Origin of the sequence: Pyxidicoccus caerfyrddinensis (assembly GCF_010894405.1) — a bacterium.
Classification (GTDB): Bacteria; Myxococcota; Myxococcia; order Myxococcales; family Myxococcaceae; genus Myxococcus; species Myxococcus caerfyrddinensis.
Genome location: NZ_JAAIYA010000004.1, coordinates 43,224 through 57,466, shown reverse-complemented (window position 1 = coordinate 57,466; position 14,243 = coordinate 43,224). Strand labels below are relative to the sequence as shown.

Here is a 14,243-nt window from a genome sequence, read left to right as displayed (position 1 = left end):
GCAGGAGCAGGGGCTGAAGCCCACGCGCAGCCCCTCTTGGCCTGAGCGCCACTTCCACGACAGCTTCAGGGCGTGGCTACTTCGACCAGTAGACCTGGGTCGCCACCAGGGGTTTGCAGCCGCAGCGCTCGGTGCCGGTGACGTAGAACCAGACCGCCATCACATCCGCGGCGTTGCCGCCGCCGGTCAGCACCACATCCTTGATGGTGTTGCACAGTCGCCGGTTCTCCTCGGCCTGGGTGTCGATGGCGGCGGTGCGCGCCGCGATGTGGTTGGCATTGGCCGCGCCGGTGCAGAAGCCGCCGCCGGCGCAGGGATAGGCGCAGGCCCAGTCCTTGTCCTTGTTGAGGCCGTGAATCTGTGCGGCGCCCGCCGGCAGGCCCGCGGTCACCCCGTCGTGGAGGTAGATGGCCGCGCCCCCGTGGAGCCCGGGGACGGTGACGGTGAAGGGCGGGGCACCTCCCGCCACCGCGCCTCCCTGTCCCGCGACGGTGAACGTGTTGTAGACGCCCGGCTTGGGTCTTCCCGAACTCCAGCGGTGGACGGTCTCGAACTCCGACACCCACCAGCCCGAGCGCAGCACGGTGTCCTTCTGGGGCGCGTTGGCGAACCGGGCGGCGCCCGCGGGGAAGGCGGTGCTGGGGTTGCGGGTATAGGCCGTCGGCGCGGCGCAGTTGCTGGCCTCCACGTAGGTGGAGTGCGAGTAGAAGTCGTGGGTGGTGTGTGAGCGGACGCCCACGGACTCACGCACCTGCACGTCCAGCTTGTCCAGGTACTTGCGCTTCAGACAGCCGGTCTTCGTCGGCTGGCAGTGGTTGTTCTTCTCCACGACGACCTTGGCCCACAGGTCGTCGATGGCGGCCTTCACGCGGATGCGCTTGTCGCTCGGGCTGGCGATGACGGAGTTGCTCCAGGCCCGGTCCATGAGCTGCCGCGCGTTCAGCCCGGTGGCGCCTCCGGTGCGAAGGACGACGGTGTCGTCGTCGGCGTGCCACTCGGCGGGGCACCACGGCGCGAACCCATTGCCGCAGCCGTTGTCGACCCAATAGTTGTACTCGTCCAGCGCGTCGTTCTCGTCGTTGCCCCACAGACCGGGAGCCACGTTGCCCTGCCGGTGGATGGCGCGGTGGGGCTCGGTGTCGAAGGCCAGGGCCCCCGCCGCCAGGAGCCCGCAGGCCACGGCGGTCAGTACGCGTGCGTGATTCATCGTCCACCTCCCCACGGGTTCACGATGCGGCCGGAGTTCACATCCCCCGCGGCCGTCTGGCAGGCGAAGCCGCCGTCCACGTCCTCGATGATGATGACGGGCGCCTCTTCCTCGGGCAGGCCGGCATCGTCGGTGCCGCCGTCGCGCACCTCGGTGCCCGGCCAGGTGCCGCCGTCAAGCTCGCGCGGCTGCGTGGGCACGCGGGAGATGGGCTGGCCCGGTGGGACGGGCTTCTCCTCACACTCGCGCTCCGGTGAGGCCGGGCCCCGCGGAGGCTCGCCCTCCAGGTCCGCCAGCTTGCCGCAGAAGGAGAGGGGACCCTCGAAGCAGACGGTGCGCTCGAGCAGGTTGCCACTCACCTGCACTGGCACCTCCCGCCGCTCTCCGGCGCCTGGACCCGTGCCGGCGAACGTGGCGATGAAGGCCGTGGAGAACTGGCCCGTGCGGCCGTCGTAATCGCCCTGCGCGCACGAGGGGAACTCCGTGGGCGGGAAGGGGTTGGACTCGGTGACGCAGTCGGACCAGGTGAGCGCGCGCGTGCTCCCGTCAGGCAGGGCCAGCTTCAGTGTCGTGCCTGGCTGGGGACGGATGCGCCAGAGGGTGGTGTCCCGCGCGGCGTAGGCTTCGTCCGGCAGGGGCTCGACGGGAGCGCCGTGATAGCCGGCGTCGGCCGTGCTGCGGGTGAAGGTGAGCTCCTCGAGGGGCTGCTCGACCTGCAGCTTCAGCCGGCCGTTCAGCCGGGCGACGACGGGCTGGGTGGCGCCCGGGAGTCGAAGGCCGGGCTGCCCTTCCAGTCGCGCGGAGAGCGGCCGCCGCACCAATGGCGCGCAGGTGTACAGCAGGCACTTCCCGTCCTCGGTGGTGAGCGTGCTGTCGGCGCACTTCAGCGCCGGAGGCTCCACGGGGATGGGCTCGGGCCGGGGGGTAGGCTCGGGAAGAGGAAGAGGCGGTGGTGGCTTCGGCGGACAGCCGACGCTCATGGCGCCGAGCAGAAGCAAGGTGGGCAGCAACCCGCGGATGCCGGAACGCAGCGACATGAAGTGAACGCCCCCCTTCCGCGAGTCGTTCGCGGAGTGAAGGCGAGGGTAGTTCCCGCGAGTGGAGTGGCAAGAAAGTGGCCCTGTTCCACCCGCACGCGCGGTAGCACCCGCTTCCTCGAGGCTCACGACGTGAGCTCCGAGGCCCCTTGGTTCTATTGCCGGCGGAAGGTGATGCCTCCGACCAGGAACCGGGTGTTGATGGCCATCAGCTCGCGGCCCTGGTCGACGATGATGAAGGTGACGGGGACCGGATCACTGATGGGCGAGCCCGGGAAGACGGCCTGGCTGGTCCCTATCCCGTCGGGGCCGACCGAGTAGCTGCAGCTCGACGACTGGTTGGTCATCGTCTGCCCGTTGATGTTGACGACGGTGGTGACCGAACAGCCGCCTCTTCCGTCGAAGGAGACCTTGCCCACCCCGACCGAGGGCACCGGCGGGCCGCCCCCCGGTGGCAGAAACATGCCGAAGGAGGACGAAAAGCCCCAGACGCCCTGGAGCGAGCGGTTGTTGTATCGCCGGTGGTCGCCCTTCAGGCTGTCGTCGTCATCGCGGAGAGCGTCGTCATCGCGGGCGGCCAGCGACGACCTGGCGGTCACCGCGGCTCCCACCCCCACGACCATCGCCAGCAGAACCTTCACCCTCATCCCCGCGAGCCGGAAGCGTCTGGCTCCAATCATGACTCTCCTCCTTCCGTCGTATCCACCCATCAAACCGCCGCCCTCAGGTGGCAGTATCGGCGGTGACGAGGAATGCCACGGAGCAATCACCGTGGGGTTGCCAGGGATTGGGCAATCGACTCCACCGAGCATGAAGCAGTGGACGCATGGGCTGCACCGAGCGGCCATGTCGATGCGGGCGGGCGGCGCTGTGCGCCGCGGTCCGGGATGCCCTCGCGCGCGTGGAGCCCGCCCCGTCCCCTCACGTCACGTAGCGGCACGCGCGGGGGCGTTCGGCAGGATGACCACCTTGGCAGTACGTCGAAGTAGCAACCCGGACGAGCCTGGGAAATACACCGGTCCAGCGAGGGTGGCCTTCGAGCCGGAACCCGCGTTTCATGCCGCGAGCACCTGCTCCCTCTTGGCGCGCAAGAGGGAGGTGCGTCCGGCAACCCCGGCGCATGCCCGCGCCAGAACGGCTTCATTGCAGACTGATCTTGCGGATCATGTTGTTGCCGTAGTCCGCCACGAAGAGCGTTCCCGAGGCGTCCACGGTCACGGCTTGGGGCAGATTGAAACGCGCATTGGCTCCCGTGCCATTCGCGCTGCCGTTGCTGCCGACGCCAGCCTTGCCGGCGAGGGTCGTGACCACACCCGCGGAGGTGACCTTGCGGATCAGGTTGTCAGCGATGCTGGAGACGAAGACATTGCCTGAGGCATCCACCGTCACCCCCATCGGATCGCCGAAACTGGCGGCTGTCCCGGTGCCGTCTGCACTGCCGACAAAGCCGGTGCCGGCCAAGGTGCTGACCACACCCGCCGCCGTGATCTTTCGGATCAGGTCGCTGGAAGGTTCGGCCACATAGACGTTGCCGGAGGCATCCACCGCGACCGCTCTGGGTCCGGTGAAGCTGGCGGCGGTGCCGATGCCATTGGTGCTGCCATGGCTGCCGCTGCCGGCCAGCGTCGTGACAACACCGGCCGGGGTGATCTTGCGAATCGACAAGTTGCCGGAATCGGCCACGTAGACGTTGCCGGACGTGTCCACGGCCACCCCCAGGGGGCCCCTGAAGCTGGCGGCAGTGCCGGTGGCATCGGTGCTCCCCGGTGTGGTGCTGCCGGCCAGCGTGCTGACCAGCCCTGCCGGCGTGATCTTGCGGATCATCTGGTTGAAAGAGTCGGCCACATAGACGTTGCCCGAGGTGTCGACGGTCACGCCACTGGGGGCACTGAAACTGGCGGCGGTGCCCATGCCATTCGTGCTGCCACTGCTGGCGCTGCCGGCCAGCGTGGTGACAACACCGGCCGGTGTGATCTTGCGGATCAGGTTGTTGTTGAACTCCGCCACATAGACGTTGCCCTGGATGTCCGTGGCGATGCCCATGGGTCCGTTGAAACTGGCCGCGGCACCGATGCCGTTGGCGCTGCCGGCGCTGGTGCTGCCGGCCAGAGTGGTGACCACCCCTGAGCCGGAGGGATCGGCAGGGTCCGGCTCAGGATTGCCTCCGCCTCCGCCTCCGCAGGCAGAGAGGAGCACCGCGCAGACCGCGGCGGAAACCAGGCGCGCGTTCGCACCAGGGAAAGTGGGCAGGACACGATCCGCCAACGACGACGGCATGTGACGACAGGAAGCATGGTTCATGGAATTCCAGGGAACGAGCAGTGCCGGTCTATCGGCCCGGATTCCATAAACCACTCCCACGATCTTGCCGAGCACTACGGGATGCCCTCGCGCGCGTGGAGCCCGCCCCGTCCCCTCACGTCACGTAGCGGCACGCGCGGGAGTGTTCGGCAGGATGACCACCTTCCCCGAGGTCTTCCGCTGAGCCAGCGCACGGTGGGCGTCTGCCAGCTCGCGCAGCGCGAAGGTCTGTCCGACGACGACCTCCAGCTTCCCGCGCGCCACGAGCGCGAAGACGTCGCGGAGCGTCTCGCCCTGGACCTCCGGTGGCAGCGCCGGCAGCGCGAAGCCGACGAGCGACTGGTTCTGGAAGAGCAGCTGGGTGAACTGCTCGCTGCTCACAGAGGTGCTGAACATGCTGTCGGCGCCGAAGACGACCATCCTTCCTCGCGGCGCCAGCGCGCGGAGGCTCCGTGCGAAGGACTCGCCCCCGTCCCTCTCGAAGACCACGTCGGCGCCGCGTCCCTCCGTGGCTTCCCGGACGCGCTCGGGCCAATCCGCGCGCATGGAGTCGACGGTGCCGTCCGCGCCCAGCCGCCGGGCGAGCGCGCGCTTCTCCTCGGTGCTGGCTCCGGCGATGACACGGCCCGCGCCGAGCTGCTTCGCGAGCTGCACCATGAAGGAGCCCACGCCGCCCGCCGCCGCGGGGATGAACACCGTCTCACCTTCCCGCAGACGGGCCGCGACCCGGAGCCCGGCCAGTGCGGCGGGCGCCTGGCTCAGCAGGGCCACGGCCTTCTCGAAGGGAAGGTCGTCTGGAATCGGGGTGACGAGCGGGGCCGGTGCGACGGCCAGCTCCGCGAAGGCGCCCTGCGCCGGCAGCATCGCCACGACGCGAGCGCCCTTCTGGAGCCGTGACACCCCGCTTCCGACGGCGCTGATGATGCCCGCGGCCTCGTAGCCCGGGGTGAACGGCGGGTTGGGCGCTCCCGGTACGTGGCCCGCGCGCTGCAACAACTCCGCGTAGTTCAGGCCGGCGGCGTGGACCTGGATGAGCACCTCGCCCTCGCCCGGAACGGGTGCCTCCAGCTCCTCGAGCCGAAGCTCCTCGGGACCACCAAAACGCAGCAATCGCATCGCCTTCATGTCTGTCTCCAGGGTGGAGCCGCGCATCGGGAGAAGCGGCTCGCGACGGAAGGTAGTCCCGTGAATCCGGACGGGCACTGGCTACACGTCCGTCTTCATGGTCCATTCGTCCTGACGGAGGAGCCATGGACGTCCTCGCCGACACGCTGCACGGCATTCACATGCGGAGCATGGTCAACGGCCGGCTGGAGGTGACCGCGCCCTGGGGCATGCGCGTCGATGCGCGAGACGTGTGCCTCTTCTACGTGGTCTCCCGTGGGAGCTGCGTGCTGGAAATCGAGGGCACGCGCCACGTGCTCGCGAGCGGCGACTTCGTCTTCATCCTCGGCGGGGTGTCCTACGTCCTCAAGGACAGCGCGAAGACGCGCCCCGTCCCGGTCAGCGAGGTCTACGCGAGCCGGAGCGGACGCTGCGGAGGCGTCGTCCGCTACGGTGGAGGGGGCGCGCCCACGACGCTCATCTGCGGTCGCTTCATCTTCGATGGAACCTCGCTGAGCCCGCTCGTCGCGAGCCTGCCGCCGTTCCTCCATGTGAAGGGGGACGGCGGCATCGCCACGCGGTGGCTGGAGTCCACCATGCAGTTCGTGGCCTCGGAGATGGAGGCCGAGCAACCCGGCTACGAGACTGTGGCGAGCCGGCTGGGCGACGTGCTCCTGGTCCAGGCCCTGCGGACGCACGTGGCCTCCCTTCCCCCCGAGCAGGGAGGTTGGCTCCAGGCGCTCACCGACCCGAGGCTCAGCACCGCGCTCCAGCGCCTGCACGAGCGGCCCGAGGCGCCGTGGACGGTAGAGGGGCTCGCCCGCGCCGCCGGCATGTCGCGCTCGGTGTTCGCCGCGCGCTTCAAGTCCATCGTGGGCGAGGGGCCCCTGACGTACCTGACGCGCTGGCGCATGCACAAGGCCACGCGGCTGATGACGGCGGGGAACCTGTCGGCGAGCGAGATTGCCCAGGCGGTGGGCTACGAGACCGACAGCGCCTTCGTGAAGGCCTTCAAGCGTCATGTCGGAGAGACGCCCGGCGCGTATCGGCGCCGCCTCAAGGGGCGCGACGCGGACTCCGTGCCTGGGAGGAACAGGGGCCCTGTTGCGACGTGAGGCGCGAGTGGGCATGGGGCGCTGAGGGGGCAGGAGGGTCGCACGCCGATGCGGCGGCCGTCGGGGAGGGGCCGCTGTCCCGGCGGCTGGTCGGTATCCCCGAGCCGGCGCCGGACGAACCGCTCCCCGCCCTGTCTGCTGCGGTGCTCGCGGAGTGGCCCACACCGCTTGCCGCCGAATCGCGACACCTGGAGGCCATCACACACTCAGGGGGCAGGCCGCGTGAATGCTGCGCGCGGCGCGGAGCCACTCCACCTTCATGGCACAGGTGATTCGCTGAAGGATGGTGACGGCCATGAGATGGAGAGCCAATGCCCCCCTCCTGGGCGCAGCGGTGCGTGCCCTGGCGGTCGTTGGATTCGTCCTCGCCACGGGCCCCGTGGCCGCACAGGAGAGGCGCGATGCGGAGAAGGTGGACCCGGAGGCCGACCGCATCCTGCGCTCGATGTCCAGCTTCCTCGCTGGCCAGAAGGCCTTCTCCGTAGACTACGACGTGGACAGCGAGGTCATCGACAAGGACGGGCAGAAGCTGCAGTTCAGCAGCTCGGGCCTCCTCGAGGTGCAGCGGCCCGGCATGCTCCACGCGACACGCCGCGGCGGCTACGTCGATGCCGAGCTCTTCTTCGACGGACGGACCCTCACGCTCCTCGGCAAGAATCAGAACGCCTACTTCCAGCTGAATGGACCGACCACGATTGACGAGGCCATCGAGACGCTCCGCGGCGAGGCGAACCTGGACCTCGCGGGCGCCGACCTGCTGTACGCCTCACCCTACGATGCGCTGCGCACCGACGTGAAGGGTGGCACCTATCTGGGACCCGCCGTCGTGGATGGCATCGAGTGCGACCACCTCGCGTTCCGCGCGGACAAGGTGGACTGGCAGCTCTGGGTGCAGCGGGGAGACAGGCCGCTCCCCATCAAGTACGTCATCACCAGCAAGTGGATTACCGGTGCTCCCCAGTACACCGTCCGCCTTCGCAACTGGAAACTCCAGCCGCAGCTGGATGCCCGGCGCTTCGAGTTCAGGCCCCCCGCGGGCGTCAAGCGATTGGAGTCGATTCCAACCAACGAGCTGGGTGAGCTGCACGGAGGCGCGCAGCCATGAAGACCCGGTCAATTCGCTGGAAGGGTGTCCTCCCGGCCGCGGCGTTCGCCGCCCTCCTGATGGGTGACCTCGTCCCCGTGGCCGAAGCCGTCGTCGGCCGTCCCGCCACGCCGGTGAGCGTCGCGGGCGTCGCGCGCCGGACCACCCGGCGGACCGTGGTCCGCACCTCGGCCTACGTGGCGGCGCTGCCGCATGGCTGCACCACGGTCACCATCAACGGGATGGGGCTCCATCAATGCGGCGCTACCTACTACCAGGCGTCCGGCTCGCAGTACGTCGTCGTGCAGGTCGATTGAGCCGTGAGTCACGGGGCGGGGCAGGGCCGTAGCGGCCTCCGCGCCCCGAAAGCCAGACGCTCTCAGGGGCCGCGAAGGGTGGAGCTCAATCGGTGAGGAGGAACTCGACCCCCGTCGGTGGACTCACGATGGGGGAGGAGCGGCAGCAGGTGGGCGTGTGCTGGGCCTCGTTGCCGAGTTGCTGCGGACCTGTTCGCACTGCCTATCTTTGTCTCTGAGTTCTTCCATGCGTGAGAGCCGGAGCAATCATGGGAGCGCACGCAGGATTGGAGGGACCCGTGCAGGCCCGGCGTGCCGGCCTCCTCTTGCTCGAGGGTCTCGCGATCATCGCCGGATATGTCCTGCTGGGCTGGGTCGGACAGCGCATCATCGTCGCTGGCCGACTGGTCGCCCTCTGGCCAGCGGCGGGGTATGCCCTTGCGATACTGCTGCTGAGGGGCCCTTCGCGGTGGCCCGCCATCCTGCTCGGGTCACTGATCGTCTCCGAGCTCTGGCTCCTGGAAGTCGGGGGTACCTCATCCCCTCGTGGGCACGTCGCGGCGATCCTGACGGGAGGGGTCCGCGCGCTCACAAGCGTGGTGGGCGCTCGGCTCATTCGCTGGCAGAACGGGCCTCCTCGATGGCCTGGCACTGTACGCGGCGCCGTGAGCTTCGTGCTCATCGCCGGTCTCATCTATCCCGCGGTGGTTGCCGTGGCGACCCATTACTCGATGTGGTTGAGCGGAAACGCCGTGGCCGCTCGGATGTCCCTGCACTCGCTGTGGGGCTGGTTCATCGCCAACAGCACGGGCGCCCTGGTCGTGGCGCCGCTCATCCTGGTATTCGCCGCGCCCTCCATGGCGTATCCGCGCCGACCGCACTGGGAGCTGGCCTTGCTTGGCTCGCTCTACCTGGTGGGCAGCTTCGCCTCCATCGAACTCGGACGATGGCTCGGGTTGGGCGGCCTGATGGCATACCCGCTTGTTCCTCTCATGATCTGGGCGGCGCTCCGGTTCGGCTCGCGAGGGGCCGCCGTCAACAACCTGATCTGGGCCGCCGCGCTCATCGTGTTCGCCCTGTCGAATCCCTCATCGATGGAGACGGCCCAGGTCTTCTTCCAGACCCAGGCGCGGATCGTGGTGTTCTCCGCCGTCATCCTCGTGCTGGCCGCAGCCATCGAGGATCGGCAACAGATGCGGGAGGCTTTGGAGGAGGAGCGCCAGAGTCTCGAGCAGCGGGTGGCCGAGCGCACCCGCGACCTCGCACGCTCCCTCTCCTTGCAGAGCCACGCGCGCCAGTCCGCGGAGCAGGCCTACCGAGAAGCCCGCCAGGCGCTGGGGCTGCGCGACGAGTTCCTCGCGATTGCCGCTCACGAGCTGCGGACCCCGTTGACGTCCATGAAGGCGCAGATCCAGCACCTGGAGCGGCTGCTGGACAACCCGTCCGCCAGTCGCGTCGAGTCCTCTCGGCTGAGGTCCGCGGTCGCCAGCACGTCACAGCAGTTGAGGCGTTTTCAGTATCTCTGCGACCAGCTCCTGGACATCACGCGACTCACCCTGGGCAGGCTCGAGCTGCGGTATGAGCGGCTCGATCTCCGGGGCCTCGTGGAGGAGCAGATGGGTCTCCAGGCCGGGGCCGCGTCGAGCGCCCGTTCGGAGCTCCGACTCGAGTGCGCGGGCCCGATCGTCGGCGAGTGGGATCGGGGGCGGCTCGAGCAGATCGTGTGCAACCTGCTCTCCAATGCGATCAAGTTCGGCGCGGGAAGCCCCATCACGCTCAGGCTCCAGGGGCTGGCGGACCACGTGCGTCTTCAAGTCATTGATGGCGGCATAGGCATCGCGCCAGGAGATCACGCTCGGATCTTCCACCGGTTGGAGCGCGCGGTCGACTCACGGCACTACGGTGGACTGGGGCTCGGGCTCTGGATTGTCCGTCAGAGCGCCGAGGCGCTCGGAGGCGCCATCACGGTCGAGAGCGAGCTGGGAAGAGGTTCCACTTTCACCGTCGAGCTGCCGAGAACCCGCGAGGAGCCTGTTGGGGTAACGGTGCCCGGGCTCCATGACCTTCGTGCTTGAATGCAGCCCGGAGGGAAGGTCACTTGCTGGAAGTGCTGTTGCTGGCCGTGGGTGCGCCCTCGGCGGAATTGCTGAGGGGGCGACCGGAGTTGCTCGAGCGGCTCTCGTCCGCACTGGACGAGGCAGGCGCCTTGGGAGAGGACACCGCGCCCGGGTCGACGGCCTTCGCGCGACACGTCGGGGAGCAGCTGGGACGGACCGCTGACGTCGCCCGGGCCATCGAGTTGCTGCATGCTCGGGACCTGGCAATGGCCCTGGCATGCGTGGAGGGCAAGCCAGGCGCCCTGGCCTGGATGGAGACGTCCATCTTCGCGAAGCTCGGGGCCCCGCTCGCGCGCGTGGACGCCTCTCCCGCTTTCGTGGCCGAGGTGGTCCAGCATGTCCGGACCTGGCTCCTGCTCCCCCGGGAGGACGGGCCGCCGCGACTGATGGACTACTCGGGAATGGGACCGTTGCGCTCCTGGGTCCGGGCCACCGCGGTCCGGGCCGCGCTTCGGATGCGCAAGGCGAAGGGGCAGGAGGAGCCGACGGAATCGGAAGTCCTCGCCCGCCATGCCCTGCCGGACGTGACGCCGGAGGCGATGTACCTGCGCGCCGACGTGCGCCAGCACGTCCGTGAAGCCCTGGCCCAGGTCGTCCGGACACTCGACACGGAGGAGCAGGAGGTGCTCCGGCTCTTCTTCGTGGATCAGCTCTCCTTGACGCGCATGGGCGAGCTGCTCGGGCTGCACAAGTCCACCCTTTCGCGGCGACTGTCCGCCGCGCACTCCCTGCTGGAGAAGAGAACGCGGAAGCTGCTCGCAGACCGGCTGGCCCTGTCCACCCCTGAGCTGGAGAGCCTGATGCGCGCCGTGAGAAGCCAGCTGGACCTCAGCCTCTCCGGCGTGTTCGGCGCGCCCCGATGAACTGCCCCGATGAGGGCTCGCTCTCCCTCTACGTCGCCGGGCTGCTTGCCGCCGCGGAACACGAAGCCCTCCGCGCACACCTGCGCGACTGCTCCGAATGCCGGGCCGCGCTCGGGGCGCTCGAGGCGCCCGACGACGAGCCTCCCGAGGCCCGAGGCGCGCTGGTCCCCGGCGACCGGGTGGGCCGCTTCGTGGTGCTGTACCCGGTGGGCGAAGGCGGGATGGGCCGGGTCTATGCCGCGTATGACCCCGAGCTGGACCGCAACGTGGCGCTCAAGGTGCTCCATGCCCGGCAACTGCGAAGGCTGGACCTTCCGCAGGCCAAGGCGCGGCTCGAACGGGAGGCCCGTGCGATGGCCCGGCTCTCCCATCCGCACGTGGCCAGCATCCACGACGTCGGGGAACGGGACGGGCAGCTCTTCCTCGTCATGGAGCTCCTCGAGGGAGGCACCCTCCGGCAGTGGCTGCGAGAGCGGCCGCGCTCACGGCAGGAGGTCCTCACGGCCTTCGCGCAGGCCGCTGAGGGGCTTGCCGCCGCGCACGCGGTGGGCATCGTCCATCGCGACTTCAAGCCGGACAACGTGGTGCTCACCCGTGACGGGCAGGTGCGCGTCACCGACTTCGGCCTCGCGCATGCCGTGGCGTCGCCCCAGGTGGGCGCGCCGGTCCCAAAGGGGACTCTCGGTGAGCCGCTCACCGTCAGCGGGGCCCTGCTCGGGACGCCGGCCTATAGCGCGCCCGAGCAACTGCGCGGGGAGCGGGGCGACGCACGCGCGGACCAGTTCTCCTTCTGCGTGGCGCTCTACGAAGCGCTCAACGGCCAGCACCCCTTCCAGGCCACCACCCCCGAGGAGCTGTTGGCGAGGGTGGAGGCAGGCACCATCCGGTCCGAGACCACGCGGCTTCCCGGCTGGCTCAGGGCGGCCGTGCGCCGGGGCCTCTCGGCGAGCCCCGTCTCGCGCTTCGGCTCCATGGCGGAGCTGGGACGGTTGCTGTCGAGGGATCCCCACCGGTGGAAGAAGCGGGCGGCGGCGCTCGCCGTCGGTGTGCTGCTGTCGGTGATGGCGGTGCACCAGTCGGTTGCGACCTGGCGGCAGCGAAACGAGCTGTGCCGCGACAGCGCGCGGCACCTGGCTGGCATCTGGGACGCGCGGAGCCGGGAGGCCGTCCACCGTGCCTTCCTCGCGACTGGAAGCCCCGCCGCCCCGTACTCCTTCCAGGCCGTGGCCACCGCGCTGGACCGCTTCGCCCAGGACTGGGTGGCGCAGCACGAGGAGTCCTGCGCGGCCACCCGGCTGCGCGGCGAACAGTCGGACCAGATGCTGGAGCTGCGCATGGCCTGCCTGGAGCGGCGGCGAAAGGACCTGGAGGCGCTGTCCGCCGCGCTCCAGCGCGCGGAGGCGACCACCGTGGAGGAGGGCTTCCAGCTGGGTGCGTCGCTGGGAGGGCTGTCGCGCTGCGCGGACACGCGTGCGCTGCGAGAGGCGGTGCCCCTCCCTGACGACCCCGCCGTCCAAGCGGAGGTCCAGGCGGTACGCGCGGAGCTCTCGCGCTCGCAGGCAGAGGCGCTGGCGGGTCGCCGTCTGGAAGCCATGAAGCTGGCGGTGGCCAGCCGCGAGCGCGCGCTCCGCACCCGCTACCGTCCGTTAGAGGCGGAGGCGCTCCTTGCCATGGGCAGACTGCAGCACAGGGAAGGCGCCTTCGAGGAGGCGCGACGCTCCCTGACGCAGGCCGCGCTGTCGGCGGAGGCGGGCCGGAGCTTCGCCGTGCTCGTGCAGTCCCTGAGCGCGCTGGCCTGGGTCCAGAGCACGCGGCTGGCGGCCCCCGAGGAGGCCTTCCACCATCTCCAGCGCGCTGAGGCGGTGCTCGAGCAACTCCAGGACCCCGACCTCGCGGCCGACGTGAAGGCCACCCGCGCGGAGCTGCTCGAAGCACAGGGCCGCTTCGACGAGGCCGAGCCGCTCCTGGCGGAGCTGGTCGACCGGGCCGGCGCGCGCGCGGATACCTGGGAGTGGGCCCAGATGCGCATGAGACAGGGAGTCCTGCTCATGAAGCAGGGTCGCCCGATGGATGCACGGCGCATCCATGAGGAGGCCACCGCGCGATACGAGAAGCTCCGGGGCCCGAGCGACTGGGAGGTGGCCACCGCCCTGCTCAACCTGGGCGCGACCCTGTATGAGCAGGGCGAGCTCACACGCGCGGAGGAGCTGTTCCAGCGCGCGCTTCGCACCTACCAGTCCTTCTTCGGGAAGCCCGCGCTGGACACGGCGCTGACGCTCACCAACCTGGCCCTCCTCTATTCCGAGTGGGGACGCAGCCGCGAGGCGCTCCAGGCGGCGGAGGAGGCCGTGGCCATGGCTCGCCAGCTCCTGACGCCGGACCACCCATACCTGGGCATGCTGGAAGGCAACCGGCTGACCATCCTGGGCGAAATGGGTGACCGCACCCTGGAGCTCGAATACTCCCGGCGCCAGATGGCCCAGAGGGAGCGCGACTATGGTGCCGACCACGCAGAGGTGGGTCTGGACCTGCACTCCATCGGGGTGTTGCTGCGCGAGCTCGGACGCCCCGCGGAAGCACGGGAGGCCCACCGCCGCGCCCGCCTGCTCCTCGCGCCAAGGCTGGAAGCGGGGAAGTCGTCAGGGGAGGAGCTGCTGGCGACGGCCGACGCCGAGTGGTTCCTCGGGGAGACAGTGGACGCACGGAGGCACGCGGAGGCCGCCCTGAAGACGCTGGAGCGGGCCTATGGTCCCCGCGCGCTCCCCAGGGTGGATGCGCTCCACCTGATGGGGCGCATGCACCTGGCGCGAGGGGAGCTCGCCCAATCCCTCCTCCCGCTCCAGGAGGCACTGAAGGTGCTGACGGAGCAGTCCATCACCTCGGCGCGAACCCCGTTGGTGCGCGCGACGCTCGCCCAGGCACTGCATGAAACCGGGGCGGCCCGGGAAGCCTGCGCGCAGGCACGCATCGCTCGCGCCGAGCTCGTGCCATGGGCAAGAGCCCACCCGCGTGAGCAGGCCGAGCTGGCGGCGTTCCTGTCTCGCTGCCAGTGACTTGCAGAAAGAATGCAACAGCCCGGGGGCGGGCTGACTCCAGGAGGACAGACCGGCCGCTCTTCC

General features: G+C 69.7%; 11 protein-coding genes. 6 read left to right on the top strand and 5 right to left on the bottom strand.

The annotated features are described in order from the left end of the window. Positions 1-76: 76 nt before the first annotated feature. The 5 genes from G4D86_RS10680 to G4D86_RS10660 form a co-directional block, all read right to left on the bottom strand. Positions 77-1,207 carry a hypothetical protein gene (locus G4D86_RS10680; RefSeq protein WP_163992351.1) on the bottom strand — a complete coding sequence of 377 codons (1,131 nt, stop codon included), beginning with the start codon at positions 1,205-1,207 and terminating at the stop codon, positions 77-79. Next, the gene (locus G4D86_RS10675) at positions 1,204-2,244 is read right to left on the bottom strand and encodes a hypothetical protein (protein WP_163992350.1); all 1,041 of its coding nucleotides are present in this window, start codon (positions 2,242-2,244) and stop codon (positions 1,204-1,206) included. The genes G4D86_RS10680 and G4D86_RS10675 overlap by 4 nt, the downstream gene beginning before the upstream one ends. Before the next feature lie 155 nt (positions 2,245-2,399). Beyond that, positions 2,400-2,924 carry a hypothetical protein gene (locus G4D86_RS10670; RefSeq protein ID WP_163992348.1) on the bottom strand — a complete coding sequence of 175 codons (525 nt, stop codon included), beginning with the start codon at positions 2,922-2,924 and terminating at the stop codon, positions 2,400-2,402. A 460-nt stretch (positions 2,925-3,384) separates the two neighbouring features. Next, complete coding sequence (locus G4D86_RS10665; protein ID WP_205519532.1) at positions 3,385-4,620, bottom strand: NHL repeat-containing protein; 1,236 nt, start codon at positions 4,618-4,620, stop codon at positions 3,385-3,387. A gap of 45 nt (positions 4,621-4,665) precedes the next feature. Beyond that, positions 4,666-5,670, bottom strand: coding sequence for a quinone oxidoreductase family protein (locus G4D86_RS10660; protein ID WP_163992346.1), 1,005 nt, complete (start codon positions 5,668-5,670; stop codon positions 4,666-4,668). A 125-nt stretch (positions 5,671-5,795) separates the two neighbouring features. On the opposite strand from G4D86_RS10660, the gene G4D86_RS10655 reads away from it, so the two are divergent. The 6 genes from G4D86_RS10655 (at position 5,796) to G4D86_RS10630 (ending at position 14,177) form a co-directional block, all read left to right on the top strand. Then, positions 5,796-6,764: an AraC family transcriptional regulator gene (locus G4D86_RS10655; protein ID WP_163992344.1), complete on the top strand. Its 969-nt coding sequence runs from the start codon at positions 5,796-5,798 to the stop codon at positions 6,762-6,764. 295 nt (positions 6,765-7,059) lie between these two features. Further along, a complete protein-coding gene (locus tag G4D86_RS10650) occupies positions 7,060-7,869 on the top strand; it encodes a DUF2092 domain-containing protein (RefSeq protein WP_163992342.1) in 810 nt (269 codons plus the stop codon). Beyond that, on the top strand, positions 7,866-8,165 hold the full coding sequence (locus tag G4D86_RS10645) for a hypothetical protein (RefSeq protein WP_163992340.1): 300 nt from the start codon (positions 7,866-7,868) through the stop codon (positions 8,163-8,165). Before G4D86_RS10650 ends, G4D86_RS10645 begins: the two co-directional genes overlap by 4 nt. A gap of 278 nt (positions 8,166-8,443) precedes the next feature. Then, the gene (locus tag G4D86_RS10640; protein WP_163992338.1) at positions 8,444-10,219 is read left to right on the top strand and encodes a sensor histidine kinase; all 1,776 of its coding nucleotides are present in this window, start codon (positions 8,444-8,446) and stop codon (positions 10,217-10,219) included. 32 nt (positions 10,220-10,251) lie between these two features. Next, positions 10,252-11,124 carry a transcriptional regulator gene (locus G4D86_RS10635; RefSeq protein WP_240360210.1) on the top strand — a complete coding sequence of 291 codons (873 nt, stop codon included), beginning with the start codon at positions 10,252-10,254 and terminating at the stop codon, positions 11,122-11,124. Further along, complete coding sequence (locus G4D86_RS10630; RefSeq protein WP_163992336.1) at positions 11,121-14,177, top strand: protein kinase domain-containing protein; 3,057 nt, start codon at positions 11,121-11,123, stop codon at positions 14,175-14,177. Before G4D86_RS10635 ends, G4D86_RS10630 begins: the two co-directional genes overlap by 4 nt. Positions 14,178-14,243: the final 66 nt, after the last annotated feature.